The organism is Flavihumibacter sp. UBA7668 (genome assembly GCF_002483205.1).
Taxonomy (GTDB): domain Bacteria; phylum Bacteroidota; class Bacteroidia; order Chitinophagales; family Chitinophagaceae; genus Flavihumibacter.
In genome coordinates this window covers 738,109-753,979 of sequence record NZ_DLHM01000004.1, presented here as the reverse complement: position 1 = coordinate 753,979, position 15,871 = coordinate 738,109, and the positions used below count along the sequence as shown (strand labels likewise).

At 42.9% G+C, this 15,871-nt stretch carries 12 protein-coding genes and 2 pseudogenes; 5 read left to right on the top strand and 9 right to left on the bottom strand.

Going from position 1 to position 15,871, the window contains the following annotated elements:
• Nucleotides 1-56: 56 nt before the first annotated feature.
• Entirely contained in the window at nucleotides 57-1,304 is a 1,248-nt protein-coding gene (locus B2746_RS11205) for an NAD(P)/FAD-dependent oxidoreductase (protein ID WP_290793616.1), read from the bottom strand.
• Between the two features lie 86 nt (nucleotides 1,305-1,390).
• Between B2746_RS11205 and B2746_RS22840 the strand changes: the two are divergent.
• Nucleotides 1,391-2,029 (top strand): annotated as a pseudogene (locus B2746_RS22840) (sterol desaturase family protein); the annotation flags it as partial.
• A 607-nt stretch (nucleotides 2,030-2,636) separates the two neighbouring features.
• On the opposite strand, the gene B2746_RS11195 reads toward B2746_RS22840, so the two are convergent.
• Nucleotides 2,637-4,049 carry a DUF4038 domain-containing protein gene (locus B2746_RS11195; protein WP_290793611.1) on the bottom strand — a complete coding sequence of 471 codons (1,413 nt, stop codon included), beginning with the start codon at nucleotides 4,047-4,049 and terminating at the stop codon, nucleotides 2,637-2,639.
• A 115-nt stretch (nucleotides 4,050-4,164) separates the two neighbouring features.
• On the opposite strand from B2746_RS11195, the gene B2746_RS11190 reads away from it, so the two are divergent.
• Nucleotides 4,165-4,854: a DNA alkylation repair protein gene (locus B2746_RS11190; protein ID WP_290793609.1), complete on the top strand. Its 690-nt coding sequence runs from the start codon at nucleotides 4,165-4,167 to the stop codon at nucleotides 4,852-4,854.
• A 68-nt stretch (nucleotides 4,855-4,922) separates the two neighbouring features.
• Nucleotides 4,923-7,100, top strand: a complete 2,178-nt coding sequence (locus tag B2746_RS11185) for a xanthine dehydrogenase family protein molybdopterin-binding subunit (protein WP_290793607.1) — start codon at nucleotides 4,923-4,925, stop codon at nucleotides 7,098-7,100.
• A 63-nt stretch (nucleotides 7,101-7,163) separates the two neighbouring features.
• On the opposite strand, the gene B2746_RS11180 is transcribed toward B2746_RS11185, so the two are convergent.
• The 6 genes from B2746_RS11180 to rpmB all read right to left on the bottom strand — a co-directional run bounded on the left by B2746_RS11180 (nucleotide 7,164) and on the right by rpmB (nucleotide 10,852).
• Complete coding sequence (locus tag B2746_RS11180; RefSeq protein ID WP_290793604.1) at nucleotides 7,164-7,568, bottom strand: c-type cytochrome; 405 nt, start codon at nucleotides 7,566-7,568, stop codon at nucleotides 7,164-7,166.
• A 10-nt stretch (nucleotides 7,569-7,578) separates the two neighbouring features.
• A complete protein-coding gene (gene rimO / locus B2746_RS11175; protein ID WP_290793602.1) occupies nucleotides 7,579-8,931 on the bottom strand; it encodes a 30S ribosomal protein S12 methylthiotransferase RimO in 1,353 nt (450 codons plus the stop codon).
• Between the two features lie 81 nt (nucleotides 8,932-9,012).
• Nucleotides 9,013-9,981 (bottom strand): signal recognition particle-docking protein FtsY, encoded by a 969-nt coding sequence (ftsY, locus tag B2746_RS11170; protein WP_290793599.1) that lies wholly within the window; start codon nucleotides 9,979-9,981, stop codon nucleotides 9,013-9,015.
• 185 nt (nucleotides 9,982-10,166) lie between these two features.
• Nucleotides 10,167-10,340: a DUF4295 family protein gene (locus tag B2746_RS11165; RefSeq protein WP_290793596.1), complete on the bottom strand. Its 174-nt coding sequence runs from the start codon at nucleotides 10,338-10,340 to the stop codon at nucleotides 10,167-10,169.
• Nucleotides 10,341-10,382: 42 nt separating this feature from the next.
• On the bottom strand, nucleotides 10,383-10,565 hold the full coding sequence (gene rpmG / locus B2746_RS11160; protein WP_290711592.1) for a 50S ribosomal protein L33: 183 nt from the start codon (nucleotides 10,563-10,565) through the stop codon (nucleotides 10,383-10,385).
• Between the two features lie 50 nt (nucleotides 10,566-10,615).
• Nucleotides 10,616-10,852 carry a 50S ribosomal protein L28 gene (gene rpmB / locus B2746_RS11155; RefSeq protein WP_150846893.1) on the bottom strand — a complete coding sequence of 79 codons (237 nt, stop codon included), beginning with the start codon at nucleotides 10,850-10,852 and terminating at the stop codon, nucleotides 10,616-10,618.
• A 220-nt stretch (nucleotides 10,853-11,072) separates the two neighbouring features.
• Here rpmB and ppk1 point away from each other — a divergent pair, with 220 nt between their 5' ends.
• Entirely contained in the window at nucleotides 11,073-13,208 is a 2,136-nt protein-coding gene (ppk1, locus tag B2746_RS11150) for a polyphosphate kinase 1 (protein WP_290793593.1), read from the top strand.
• Between the two features lie 23 nt (nucleotides 13,209-13,231).
• The gene (locus B2746_RS11145) at nucleotides 13,232-14,119 is read left to right on the top strand and encodes an exopolyphosphatase (protein WP_290793590.1); all 888 of its coding nucleotides are present in this window, start codon (nucleotides 13,232-13,234) and stop codon (nucleotides 14,117-14,119) included.
• Between the two features lie 505 nt (nucleotides 14,120-14,624).
• On the opposite strand, the pseudogene B2746_RS11140 reads toward B2746_RS11145, so the two are convergent.
• Nucleotides 14,625-15,698 (bottom strand): annotated as a pseudogene (locus B2746_RS11140) (IS3 family transposase); the annotation flags it as partial.
• Nucleotides 15,699-15,871: the final 173 nt, after the last annotated feature.

Genomic DNA, 15,871 nt, shown 5'->3' with positions numbered 1-15,871 from the left:
GAACAATCTCCATCGAATAAAGTTATAAATCCTTGTTAGGATTCTGCAGCCGGCATTTATCCAAACCGTTCAGGATGAAAGGGACTTAAATCCATGGATACGGGTTGTTCATTTGCCAGTTCACTGATTAATTGTCCGGTTCCAGCACCCAAACTCATCCCAACCATCGCATGTCCGGTTGCTATCAAAAGGTTATTCCATTTGGAACTGCGACCAATATAAGGAAGCCCGTCTGCAGAACAGGGACGGAATCCCGACCATACATTGGCATCTTTCACGGCAGGCAATTTAAAATCAGGAAAATATCGCTGTACCGCGTTCAGAATTCCCTCTACTCTTTTCAGACGAGGTGGCTGGTTCAGGGAGGTGATTTCCATGGTTCCCCCAAAACGAATTTTATTGCCATCCATTGGCGTCAGGGCTACCCGACCTTCCATCAAAACCGCAGGATGATTCAGTTTATTGGGCGAATCTTCCAGCGTAATCGAATATCCGCGTCCACCTACCAGTGGCAAACGGAGTCCTAGCTGCGCTGCCAGTTCCCTGCTCCAGCTACCGGATGACAGAACCACAGTATCTGCCTCATATGCCCCCTTATTGGTAAGAACCTTCGAAATTTGACCGGCTTTCTTTTCAAACCCAGTTACCGTTTCCTTTGTCCTGAATTCAACACCTATTGTTCTAAGGTGCTGTTGCAGGCTTGTCATGACCTTATTGGGATACACATGGGCATCACATTTAAACCAGAGCGCACCTTTAATAGCAAGGCGGGTTTGGGGTTCCAACGCCTGCACCTCATCATAGGATAATATTTTTGCATCTAATCCAAGCTCAAGCGCATCCGCACAAAAATGATGGGCATGGTCCTCTTTCTCCGGTGTTTGAAAATATTCCATCAGGCCTTTGTGTTCATAGGAAAGCTCGATACCCGGAATCGATAACCAGGAGAGGTAAGACTGCTGGCTCAACAAACCGATATCGCGCAAAGGAATAGCCGCCTTTTTCACTTTTTCAGGAGTAGCCGATTGCATAAAACGAAGTCCCCAGTCAATAAGCGAACGACTCAGCCTTGGTTGCACGTAAAACGGGCTGCGGCTGTTCCACATCCATTTCAAGCCCTGTTTTATAATGCCGGGGGTTGCAAGTGGTACAAAATGCGAGGGACAAACATAGCCTGCATTTCCATAACTGCAGTTATCTGTAAGATCATTCCGATCGATAACAATAACCTCCCACCCTGAATTTTTCAGGTACAAAGCCGAACTTAAACCAACTATTCCACCGCCTATAATGATCGCTTTCATAGAAAATTACTAGAAACGAAAGTACATAAATGCGGTTTGAATAAATCAGCCCGGAAAGCAGTAAATTTATAGAAACGCTGTTTGTCATGGAAACCTATGGAAGGATTCTTCTCATTGCCATGCCCATTTTCCTGCTACTGGTACTTTTTGAAAAATGGTATGGCTGGAGGAAAGGAAAGGATACCGTACGCAACATGGATATGATTGCCAGTCTTAGTTCTGGAATAACAAATGTTACAAAAGATGTATTGGGACTAAGTATCGCTATCATCAGTTATGGCTGGCTGGTGCAGCATCTTGCGATTTTTAAAGTTCCGGATGGATGGCTCACCTATCTGATTGCTTTTATTGCCCTTGACCTTGCCGGATACTGGGTACACCGTATTGCACATGAGTATAATTTTTTCTGGAATAACCATATCATTCATCACAGCAGTGAGGAATTTAATCTGGCTTGTGCTCTTCGCCAAAGTATCTCTTCGATTGTAAAACTTTTTACGATTTTTTTATTGCCCGCTGCTGTTTTTGGCGTACCTGAAAAAGTGATCACCATTGTTGCCCCCTTACATTTATTTGCACAATTCTGGTACCATACCCAACACATCAATAAAATGGGATGGCTGGAAAAAATTATTGTCACACCTTCTCATCACCGGGTTCATCATGCCCTGAATCCTCAATACCTTGATAAAAATTACGGACAGATTTTTATCTTCTGGGATAAGTTATTCGGCACCTATCAGGAAGAACTGGAATCGGTTCCTCCTGTATATGGCATTACCCGTCCTGTACATACCTGGAATCCGATTAAAATAAACTTCATGCATCTCTGGTTACTGATACAGGATGCCTGGCGGACGCAGGACTTGAAAGATAAATTCCGGATCTGGCTTATGCCCACCGGATGGCGCCCAAAAGATGTCGAGGAAAAATATCCGGTTTATAAAATTGAAGATCCCTATCACTTTGAAAAATACAATCCGGTTGTATCAAAAGAATTGCAATGGTGGAGCTGGTTTCAGATTTTACTTTGCCTGCTCTTTATCAGTTATCTTTTCGGTTATATAGCACAGATAGGTTCACCCGGTATTTTTATATACGGACTTTTCATATTCCTGATGGTCTATGCATTCACTGAATTGATGGACAATAACCGGGATGCCATTTATTGGGAAATAATAAAAAATCTAATGGGCCTGGTTTTACTTTATAAACAGGGTGACTGGTTTGGAGCAGGTGCACTCTCTCCCCTGATTCCAATATTAATTGCCCTTTATTTCATAGGTTCAACCTTTGTTGTATTTTATTTTGTTCGTCAGCCAAAAACTTCACTTACTCCGTAGGAGGACGGTATTGTGAATCCGGATTATCAAGTACAATAATCCAGTCCTGCCCAATTCCAAGCGTAGGTGGCTTGATTTCAATCACATCTTTACGATAGGTTGAAATTCCACGAACCACATGACCTATTCTTGGATCCACGAACCAGATCTTTACATCCGAACTTTTCATAAACCGGGTATCCACTTTGATGGTTTTGCCAACCGGCATATAAATCATGGCGAAATCATTATCCTTACCCCGAAAGGCGGTGATAAATTCCGATGGCTTTGCACTCTGGCCTTCCACCACCATTTTCGGATCATATACTCTTCCCAGGTATGGGCGGGATTCAATTAGTTTACGCAGAAATCCAACCTGAAATGAACCGGGACGATCGAGTCCGGCAGTCCAGCTCCAGTCGGCATAGGTGATCGGTTCATACCGTTCGCTGTAAAACTGCCAAACACCGTGATGACCATAGGTTATACCGCATCCGCCTGCAAAAACGGAGCGGTAACTTTGTTTACGAACATCATAGTCGGTGAAATAACCTTTTTTTTCATCCCATTTGGGCCAGGGATCCACCGGGTGGTCTTCGTAATTGGGCTCTGCATCCAGCACAGGTTTTGGCGAGGGCAGGTTAAAATCGCGCTCAATCCATTTCCAAACCGGAACATCATGGCCGCTGCCATGTCCGCTTTGTACGGTATTCATATTCAGCCAGCTTTCTTTGTGCAGGTATTTGGAAGTGGATTCACCACCGGAAATATGGTAAGTGATAAAGGCTTTATAATCGGTAGCTTCCTGGATTCCGCGAGCCATGGCCCGCCAGATAGGTTTGAAGTCGCTGGAGTCTTTTACCGGCTTGCGATCGCCGCCCAGCATCCAGATAATATTTTCATCATTGCGATAGCGGTTACCCAGCCACTTTCCATAGAGATAGGCGTTTCGCTCGTTGAAAATAACAGGCCCTTTACCCCACTCCTTTGATACTTTATCGCCCCAGGTCGGTAGAAGGGCAACAAACATATCAATTTCCGCTGCCATCCGGATAGTGGTATCAATCAGTTGGAAATACTTTGGATTGGGTTTTAAGGGGTCGTTCTGGTGGAGGGGCAGCGCATTATAGCGATTGGTTTTGGTCAATCCATCCTGCTCTGCAAGAATTACTGCCTGAATGACATTGAACCCTTTTTTATGACGATCGTTTAGATATTGAATAATTTCCTCAAAACTCAGCCGATGGAACAATTCCCAACCGGTATCCGCCAGCCAGAAAAAAGGACGGCCATTCGTTGTTTCGAGAAAATGGGCATCGGCACTCACTTTTAATCGACCATGCTTCCATTGATGCTGGGAAAAGCCGGGCAAAGCAAACAAAACTGCTATTAAAAGCAGCAAAGGGAATTGGATTTTTTTCATCAACCGGGTTTTATCGCTGGTAATATAACGCAACTTTGGGCTGCTTATTTCCATTTTGCCTTGAAATAAGCTAAAACACATAGATATTTATTTCATTTGATGAAATTAACCGGGTATGTCAACAAGAAATGGAATTAAGAATTGGGCCACCTTGTATAAAGAATTGACAGAAGCTATGGAATTTAACCGAGATCCTGCAAAAGCAGGACCGATGGCAGCCTATATGAAAAACCGCTTTGTTTATTTAGGTATTTCACAACCCCTACGAAAAGAATTATCAAAACCATTTCTTATAGAATCAAAACAGCTTACCATGGAGGCTGTTTTGGAAATGGCTAAACAGCTCTGGCTCCTCCCGGAACGCGAGTACCAGTATATAGCGATGGAATTGTTGTATGCAAACAGGAAAAAATGGAATACTTATTCCGGCACTTATTTTCTCCAATTGGTAACGGATAAAGCATGGTGGGATTCGGTAGATTTTATAGCCAGCAAACTAGTAGGAACCTGGCTAGCAGAGGAAACAAATCGAGCTGTTATGAAAGAATGGGTAAAGTCAGATAATATCTGGCAAAATCGAACAGCCCTGATTTTTCAGCTTAATTATAAAAATAAAACTGATGTCGATTTCCTGTTTTCAGCTGTCCGTGCCCTGCAGCATAAAAAAGAATTTTTTGTGCAAAAAGCCATTGGATGGTCCCTTCGGCAATACCACCGCACTTCCCCTGAACAAGTAGAAGAATTTGTGGAAACGATTGGATTATCCGGACTTGCCCGTCGGGAGGCATTGAAACATGCGGGATGAACGGTGAGGAATAGTTGAATAGAATCAGTACCTTTTCAGGACAATCTATCTATATAAAATTTCATTCTATGAGTGATCGATCCTCTTCTTTAAGCAGAAGGAATTTCATCCGGTTATCAGGTATGACCAGCGCGGCACTTACCATCGGCTATTTTATGCCTGCGCTGGGCAATGGGAAGCCGGTTATTTTAAGCGGTGAACAGGCTGCTGCTGCCGGGATTGATCTAACTGCCTGGGTTCGGATTGACAGCTCGGGATTGGTCACCATTTTTAGTCATCGGGCAGAAATGGGCCAGGGAGCCTATCAAAGTATTCCGCAGATTGTGGCCGAAGAACTGGAGGTTGATCTTGCAAAAGTAAAAGTAGAATTTGCACAGGGACATCCATCCAAATACGGAAGTCAGATAACCGGCGGGAGTTCAACCGTTCGGGGATCTTTTAAGTCCTTATTGAACGCCGGCGCTTCCGCAAGGGAAATGTTAATTGCAGCCGCAGCTTCCAACTGGAAAGTTGTAGCCAGCGAATGTTATGCTTCCGAAGGGGTGGTTTATCATCGCCCCAGCGGAAAAAAAGCAGGATATGGTGAATTGGTTGAGAAAGCAGCTACCCTGGTACCGCCGGCAATTGTTCCATTAAAAGCGCGAAAGGAATATAAATTTATTGGGAAAGCTTTGCCGCGATTGGACAACCCGGACAAGATCAATGGAAAGGCTGTTTTTGGCATTGACTTTACCTTACCGGGAATGAAATATGCGGTGGTAGAAAGAAATCCGCGTTTCCATGGTAAGGTGAAATCGTTCAATGATAAAAAGGCACGCGCTGTTAAAGGGGTGATTGATGTCATAAAAGTTGAAATGCCGGTTTTTTCAGGGATTCGGGAGGGGATTGCCGTGATTGCTGACAATACCTGGGCTGCGTTGAAAGCACGAAAATTACTGGAAATAGAATGGGATGATACTGGCTTTGAAAAAGTAAGTACGGAATCTCTGTTTAAACGGATGCGCGATGATCTGGCAAAACCCGGATTGACGCAAAAAGCATTGGGAGATCCGGTTCGTTTTTTTGATAAAGCGGAAAAGAAACTTGACCTGGTTTATGAAACCCCCTATGAGAGTCACAGTGCCATGGAACCACTGAATTGTACGGCACTTTATACAGATGATAAGATTCAGGTATGGGGGCCGATACAGGGGCCGGACTGGATCCAATCTGATATAGCAGGGCGATTTAAATTAGCACCCGAAAAAGTGGAAGTTACTATGACTTTTCTGGGTGGAGGATTTGGTCGTAAAGCCTTTACAGATTATCCAATGGAAGCTGTATTGATTTCAAAAGCGATAAAAGCACCGGTTCAGGTGATCTGGACAAGGGAAGATGATATGACACAGGGACCTTTTCGTCCGGGTGCGGTATATGGTTGCAAAGCAGTTTTGCAGGGAGATCGGGTTAATGCTTTGGAAATAAAGTTATCCGGACAGAATATGGATCACCAGTGGACCCCGAATCCGGATAAAATGGATTATAACCGGAGCACAACCGAAGGCTGGTTGGAACCTTTTTTTGAAAGCATTCCAAACTACCGGTTTGCTGATCTGCCAACAGAATCGCCGGTTCCTGTGATGTGGTGGAGATCGGTTTATTCATCCACCAATTCCTTTGCATTTGAAAGTTTCTGGGATGAGATGGCGGCGACAGCCGGCAAGGATCCACTGGCTTTCAGGAAATCCCATATTGGTGGTGATCACGATCGTTACCATAAACTTATTGATAAGGTAAAAGAGGTAACGGCCTGGGATAAGCGCAGCAAAGGATACGGCGTGGCGTTTGCAGAATGTTTTGGATCAATCATTGGAGAAGTGGTACAGGTTTCGCGCAAGGGTGATAATGGAATATCAATCGATAAAGTGACCGTGGTAATTGATTGCGGCTGGTACGTGAATCCGACTATTATCCGTCAGCAGGTAGAAGGAAGTATTATTATGGCCTTGGGTGCGGCTACTGTTCATGCCACCAATTTTAAAGATGGAAAGGCAGTTGAAACTAACTTCCATCAGTATAAATTACCACGACTACCCGAAACGCCGGAAATCGAAGTGATTATAATGGAGAATGAGGAGAAAGCAGGTGGTGTTGGTGAGCCTACGCTGCCACCATTGGCGCCTGCTTTATGCAATGCGATCTTTGATCTGACGGGAAAGCGTATCCGAAAACTGCCTTTCTCGCTTTCGAATTTGCCGGAGGCTTGAATTTAAAAAGCCGGATCAGTTGATCCGGCTTTTTATTTATTCATTTTGACAGTACCTGCTAATTTATTTACGGGCTGCTTTTACCTGAGCGGGAGTAAATACTGCTTTTGATTTATTTCCCCAGGAGTTGAGGATATAATTGGTAACGTCCGCAATTTCTTCGTCTGAGAGATAGGATTGTTCCGGCATCATCATACTATACACTTTACCATTCACTTTAATTTCTTCGTTGAGTCCTTTTAGAATAACGGTGATGGCTTTTTTGGGATCCTTCAACAGGTAATCCGATTTTGCCAGTGGAGGAAAACTGCCATCAATACCTTCTCCGTTTTCCTGATGACAACTTTGACAATTATTTTCATATACCTCCTTGCCCCGCTTGATGCTGGCTTCCTTTGGATTCTGAACAAAAGCGGTTAAAGAAACACTAACTGCAATTAGTGCAGTTACAATGGCGATTTTTTTCATGCTCGTTTGGTTATGTTTTCCTGGTTTGATTATATGACTCAATTTGGCTCCATTCGGTTATCAGATCTCCTTCCAGGTCGTAATCATAGGCCTTCGTGATTTTTACCTGAACGAATTGCCCTGGTTCCAGTTTTCTGTCTGTATTGATTACAACTTCATTGTCCACTTCCACGCTGTCAAATTCGGTTCTTCCAAGATAACGACCTGCTTCCTTTTTATCAACTATTACCTTAAAAATATGTCCTATTTTTTCCTGGTTTTTTTCCAGGCTGATTTCCTGCTGAACTTCCATTATTTCCTGTGCCCTTGCTTCTTTTTCTTCAGCCGGGATAGTATCTTCCAGTTCATAGGCTGTGGTGTTTTCTTCGTGGGAATAGGTGAAAATTCCTACCCGGTCGAAGCGCATCCGGCGAAGAAAATCTTTTAGCTCCTCCACATCTTCGCGGGTTTCGCCAGGGAAGCCTGTGATAAGGGTGGTACGGATACAGATACCGGGAGATTTTTCCCTTATTGCACCAATAAGTGCTTCCATTTCCTCTCTAGTAATCTGCCGCTTCATAGCTTTTAACATATTATTGGAAGCATGTTGAAGTGGCATATCAATATAATTGCAAACATTGGGGTTGGCATTGATGGCATCCAGGATTTCGATTGGAAATTTGGAAGGATAGGCATAATGCAGGCGAATCCATTCAAGTCCGGATACTTTGGCAAGTTGATTCAGCAGTTCGGGTAATTGTCTTTTTTTGTAAAGATCCAGGCCATAATAGGTCAGTTCCTGTGCGATGAGCATAACTTCTTTTACGCCTTTCTTTACCAATCCCTCCGCTTCTTTTACCAGATCTTCTATTGGCCGGCTGACATGAGCGCCTCTCATTAAAGGGATGGCACAAAAAGAGCAGGTACGGTTACAGCCTTCTGAAATTTTCAGGTACGCATAATGTTTGGGGGTAGCAAGCATTCTTTCACCAAGCAATTCTGCTTTATAATCGGCTTCCAGTTCTTTGAGGATCAAGGGGAGTTCCATGGTACCAAACCAGGCATCTACTTCCGGGATTTCTTTTTCAAGATCTGTTCTGTACCGGTGACTGAGGCAGCCGGTTACATAAACTTTATCCAGTTTACCTTTTTGTTTCAGGGCAACCTGATCAAGGATGGTATTGATGGATTCTTCTTTTGCTTTATCGATAAATCCGCAAGTGTTAACAACAACAATATTATGGTCGAGTTTTGCATTTTCATGTACCACAGCAATATCATTGGCAAGAAGCTGACCACTCAGCACCTCACTATCCACCATATTTTTACTACAACCCAGTGTAATAATATTCACCTTATCCTTTTTCAGACTTCTGACTTTCATGTTGTTTGTTTTACCGTTTAGGTGTCAGACAGGTGTTGGAACACCTGTCTGACACCTCTCTAACACCGTTCTAACAGTGTTCTAACTCCTGTCTGACGTCTTTAGAAGACTATCAACAAATTCGTGTTTATCGAAGACCAGCAGGTCTTCCATTTTTTCACCTACACCAATAAATTTAACCGGGATCTTAAACTGATTGGCGATTGCCAAAACAACTCCGCCTTTGGCAGTTCCATCCAGTTTGGTGATGGCCAATGCGGTAACATCGGTGGTTGCCGTGAAATGCCGGGCCTGTTCAAGCGCATTTTGACCCGTGGAACCATCCAGCACCAGTAAGACTTCATGCGGCGCATCGGGAATAACCTTTTGAACCACCCGTCGAATCTTTCCAAGCTCATCCATCAAATGGGCTTTGTTGTGTAAGCGTCCGGCTGTATCTATTATGATAACATCCACCCCTCTGGCAACACCACTTTGAACTGTATCAAATGCAACTGCTGCCGGATCGGACCCCATATCCTGCTTTACAATCGGTACACCGGTTCGCTCACTCCAGATGGTCAGCTGATCTACTGCTGCCGCACGAAAAGTATCGGCTGCACCCAGTAAAACCGATTTACCCGCTTTTTTAAAATTATAAGCCAGTTTTCCTATTGTAGTAGTTTTTCCAACACCATTAACTCCAACCACTAACATGACATATGGTTTGGATGGCAACTCTGACTGGAAAGAATAGGTATTAGCCTCCGGCGCATCTACCAGGATTCCGCGAATTTCTTCCTGAAGGATCCGGTTCAGTTCCGAGGTATTCAGGTATTTATCCTTTGCAACCCGCTTTTCGATCCTGTCTATCAATTGAACCGTCGTATCCACTCCCACATCCGCACTTACCAGGGCTTCTTCCAGATTATCCAGTACTTCTTCGTCAACTGTACTCTTCCCGGCTACGGCCTTGGTAAGCTTGCTGAGAAAACTGTCCTTGGTTTTTTGCAAACCCTGGTCGAGCGACTCCTTTTCTTTCTTTCCAAATATCTTATCAAAAAATCCCATATTGAAACGATTCAATGGTTAAAACGGCCAGCAGAATAAGGATGCAAATTACGGTATCGCCTATATGCTACCAACTAGGTTTCTTTGCCGACTGGACATTCTGCCTTTTTTCGCAGATTCTTAAAACACAAAAAGCTGTTCCGGTCAACCAGAACAGCTCAGTAGGAATTTTTCCGATTCCAAAATTATTTTTCGCCCAAGAAATCTTTGATCTTCTCTTTGTGAACGATGGCCTCTTTAAAAGTATAGGCACCGGTCTTCGGACTGCGAACAGCCTTGATCACTTTAGTCCAGTTTTTAGCCTCAGCTGCTGCTTTCTGGTCTTTGGTCTTGATCGCGGTTTTTGCTGCTTTTGCCATGGTATGTTAAATTAGAAAATTTGTAAATCAGGTTAACGCGCCTTATTTAATTTCTTTATGTACAGTCACTTTCTTCAGAATCGGATTGTACTTTTTCAACTCCAGACGCTCAGGAGTATTTTTCTTGTTCTTGTTCGTGATATAACGGCTGGTACCCGGCTGACCGCTGGTCTTATGCTCGGTACATTCCATAATCACCTGAACTCTGTTACCTTTCTTTGCCATTTTAAATGCATTTTATAATGATCACCACCTGGATGGCGAACGTTCGCAAATTAGATTTTAGCTCCTTTCGCTCTTAAATCCTTCACTACAGCGTACAAACCATTTTTGTTGATGGTACGCAACCCTTCTGCAGACAACTTCAAAGTGATCCACTTATCTTCTTCTGCAATATAAAAGCGCTTTGTCAACAGATTCGGTAAAAATCTACGCTTTGTCTTAATATTCGAGTGAGAAACGCGGTGACCAGTGATCGGCGTCTTACCCGTAACCTGACATACTCTAGCCATGACTGTCAAAATTTAGGACGGCAAAGGTAGCTGGAATTAATTAGAAAATCAAAAGTAAAAAGGAAAAACTAAAAAAAAACACCCCACGCCGCTTAACCCACCAACCCAGCGGATACTCCTAGCCACCACCCGTCAGGTAAACCCGACGGGTGAATCCTAACAATTCCTTAATTTGAGCACTTCTGCCAGAGTCCCAACTTTGGGGTATAAATGGCTGATAATGACAGATATGGATGGTAAAAGAAAAACAATTGCCAGAGATATTACCTGGTTGTCCTTTAACGCTAGAGTATTACAGGAAGCGGCAGACCCCAGTGTGCCCTTAAGAGAACGCATCAAATTTCTCGGAATATTTTCCAATAATATGGATGAATTCTTCCGTGTACGGGTAGCAACCCTGAAAAGGATGATCGAATTCGGCGGCAAAAAAGTTAAGATTAATATGCACCTGGAAGCCTCCCCGGAAAAAATTCTGGAGGAAATCATGATCCGGGTTCTTCGCCAGCAACACGAATTCAACCGGATCTGGGAAATGTTGTTAGGTGATCTTAAAAAAGAAAAGATCTTCCTTATCAATGAAAAACAGCTCAGCCGGGAACAGAAACTCTTTGTAAAACAATTTTTTGAAGAGGAAGTACGGGTCAATACCATCCCGCTCATGATTGAACAGATTCCGCAACTCCCCTATTTGCGAGACAAATCCCTTTACCTGGCCGTTTTGATGAGTCGGAAATCTGCAGATTTCTCCCGTAAATATTCCCTGATTGAAATCCCTGCAAAAGCTGTTGGCCGTTTTATTCAGTTACCATCACCCGAAGGAGAAAAGCATATTATTCTGCTGGAAGATATAATCAGGTTTAACCTGCCCTCCATTTTTTCCTATTTCGGTTATGAAAAATTCGAGTCCTGGATTTTCAAACTAACCAAGGATGCAGAAATCGATATCGATAACGATGTTTCCACCACCATCATTCAGAAAATTGAAAAGGGAGTTAAAAACCGCCGTAAAGGAAAACCGGTTCGATTTGTGTACGAAAAGGAAATGGACGCTGCATTGCTCGAATTCCTGATGCGAAGATTGAATCTTACCAGCAAGGATAACCTTATTCCGGGTGGGCGAATCCATAATTTCAGGCATTTTATGGACTTCCCCGATGTATTCAGTAAAAAATCTTCCCGAAAAAAACCCTTTCAGCATCCCTTACTGGCAGGAACTTCCAGAGTTACCGATGTTATTCTGGATCAGGATATCATGTTGCATTTCCCTTATCATTCCTTCAATCCGGTTATTGATATTTTGCGGGAAGCGGCTATAGATAAGGATGTTGTATCTATCAAAATTACAGCCTATCGACTCGCCAGCAATTCCAAAATCATCAATGCTTTAATTAATGCTGTTCGAAATGGAAAAGAAGTAACCGTGATGATGGAACTTCGGGCAAGATTCGAAGAAGAAGCCAATCTGGAATGGAAAGAAAAACTGGAAGAAGAAGGTGTGCGTGTGCTGATTGGAATTCCTAACATGAAAGTACATGCGAAATGTTGTATCATCCGTAAAAGAGTCAATAACCGAACCATTCAATATGGCTTTGTCAGTACCGGAAACTTGAATGAAAGCACGGCAAAAATCTATGGCGATCATTGCCTGCTGACTGCTCATCGCGGTATCATGGCGGACATCAACAGAGTATTTCTGTACCTCGAAAAATATAAAACCTCCCCTGATATTTTAAAGGGATGTAAATCATTGATACCTTGTCCGGGTACCCTCCGACGTGAATTAATCAAACTCATTAACCAGGAAATAAGAGCAGCCAAAAAGAAAAAACCAAGTGGCATAACCCTTAAAATGAATTCACTTTCAGATGAAATGCTGATTGAAAAATTATACGAAGCTGCGCGATCAGGAGTGCCGGTTAAATTAATTGTACGGGGCATATTTTCCATGTATTCGGAAAGCAAAAAATTCAAGACCCCGATACAGGCCATCAGTATTGTTGATGAATACCTGGAACACGCCAGGGTCTTCCTTTTCCACAACGGAGGTAAAGAAAAAGTTTATATATCTTCGGCCGACTGGATGGTTCGGAACCTCGATCACCGGGTGGAAATCACTTGTCCGGTTTATGATGCCGATATTAGAAAAGTATTGAAAAATATGTTGAGTATTCAATTGAATGATAATGTAAAAGCCCGTATTCTGGACAACCACCTTCAAAATGAATATGTTCGAAGTACAGGAAAAAAAATCAGGTCACAGGTGGAACAATACATTTACCTTCAATCGAAGCGATCCAAACAACAGGTAGCAGATGAAGCTGCCCGGATTTCCACGCCAAATCCAATTGAACAGTAAAGGGACGAATAAAAAATTAACTATTGAAATTAGCCGCTATTGATATTGGAAGTAATGCCGCCCGTTTGCTTATTACAGAAGTAATTAGGGATGACCAGGGTAAAGAACGGTTTAATAAACTGAACCTGGTTCGGGTTCCGCTTCGTTTGGGATTTGATGTATTCGAAGATCAGACTATTTCACCTCAGAAGGAAGAACATATTATTAAAACAATCCGCGCCTACAGAGCATTGATTGACGTTTATGGTGTAAAACATTATAAAGCATGCGCTACTTCTGCCATGCGGGATGCAAGCAATGGAGCGGCTATTATTGAACATATAAAAAAAGATACCGGTATAGAAATCGAAATCATCTCCGGTGATCAGGAAGCTTCCTTCATTTACGAAAATCATATTGCAGAAAACCTGGATAAGGAGCAAGCTTATCTCTATATCGATGTAGGTGGTGGAAGTACGGAGCTAACCTATTTTAACGATGGTAAAATGGCCTTTAAACATTCCTTCAATATTGGCACAATCCGTCTCTTGAAAAACCAGGTAACGGATGCCCATTGGGATGAAATGAAAGAAAGCATCCGGCAATTCACGAAAGGCGCCAAAGGCATTACCAGCATAGGATCGGGAGGTAATATCAACAAGGTATTTTCCATGTCCAAAAAGAAAGACGGAAAACCCCTCCCACTTGAATTATTAAAAGATTATCACCGTGAGCTCAGCAGTTTCAGCGTTCCGGAACGCATGCGGTTATACAACCTCAGAGAAGACCGGGCCGATGTAATTGTACCTGCTCTTAGCATATACATTAACGTGATGAGGTGGTCGGATGCAAAAGAGATTTTCGTACCCAAAATAGGACTAGCGGACGGGTTGGTGCATATCCTCTATGAGGAAGTCAAAAGTCAAAAGTAGAAAGTTAAAAGTGGAGACTCAATAGGTTGAGAAACAAAACGAAATTCTTATACTCCAGTTTAAAATCCTGACATAGCTTCTTAAAATTCCAGCTCAAATCACGAAACCTCTAACATGAATTTTGAAAAATCCGGACAGGTAAGAAGCTTGTCACTATCCACTTTAAGCCTCCACAAATTAAAAGACTATTCGAAAACATCCATACTGTTGGTTCTATAGTTGGCAGTAAACGCATAAAGCCGCAACGACCATATAACATACCAGAGACGACAGAATGCATGCATCCACACCAGGGCAAATAGAAATTTCTAATAGTAAGTATTCAGACTACGCTAATTTGACTGGTCTTAGACTGTAAGCTTCCCCTAAAACTGGGCCACTATGGATTAGAGTTTTCTAGTTTTTCAAATTCTTTATCCACGAAGCGGTTCCCTTCAATTTGTGAAGGATTTTCGGTCACCGCTTGTGGATAAAGCATCGGATCATTATCCCGGCTTTGGTAATACTTTTCAGCATATCGGACCGGTGATAAATAGCCCAGTGATTTATGTGGTCTTTCCAGGTTGTAATCCATCGCAAATCTTCTGCCATGATCCTTACTTCAGCAAGACTTGAGAACACAAGTAGGCAGTTAGCAAACCTCGGCGTATGCTTCCATTCTGTCGCTCAACAAAGGCATTCTGTGTGGGCTTTCCCGGTTGAATATACAGCAACCGGATGCTTCTGGATTCGCACCATTCCTGCAGCAGGCAGCTGATAAATTCCGGACCGTTATCGCACCTGATGCACGTTGGAATCCCTCTTTCTGCAACCAGGCGTTCCAGTGCCCTTATAACACGTCGCGCCGGAAGAGAGGTGTCAATATCAATAGACAAGGATTCCCGGTTAAAGTCATCCATAACATTCAATAAACGGAAGCGCCTGCCATCAGTCAGTGCATCACTCATAAAATCAATGCTCCAGATTTCATTAGGCGCAGCCGGTATAGCAAGCGCTTCCATGATCCTGGCTGGTAATCTTCGCTTGGTCTTACGGCGGATATTAAGCTTCATATTGGTATAAATCCGGTACACTTTCTTGTGATTCGATTGATGTCCTTTATTTCTGATGCGATGATAGGCTTGCCAGAAGCCAATATCAACGTGTTTATCTGTCAACGCTGTTAATGCTTCCTGCACCGGAGCATCGTCTTTGGGTTTTGCCTTGTAGTTGTAGGTTGTACGAGGGATGCCTACAATTTTGCACGCCTTTCGGAGACTCAATTGCTCTTCTTCACGAAGAAAATCAACCGCTTCCCTTTTCTCCTGAGGCGTTACAATTTTTTTTCTATGAGATTTTTCATGGCCCGGTTCTCAATACAGAGTTCCGCAAACATCTTTTTTAGTTCCGCATGTTCAGCTTCCAGCTCTTTAAGACGCTTTACATCACTGGTTTCCATACCACCATACTTTGCTTTCCAGTTATAGAAGGTGGCATCGCTGATACCCATTTCACGGGCAATGTCCTCAACAATCATACCCGCTTCCTGTTTCTACAGAGCGGCAACAATTTGGCTTTCGGTAAAACTCACCTTTTTCATTTTCGAGATTTAAAGTTAACAATTCAAGTAATTAGTAACTCTAATTCATATAGTCTACAAAAACAGGCTTTGTTGCAGCTGAAGAAGATTCTTCACCTTAAAAAAATTTCAACATATATCCGTATAAACCTGAAGTATAAACTGCCAACAAACGCATAATTCCAACCTTCATT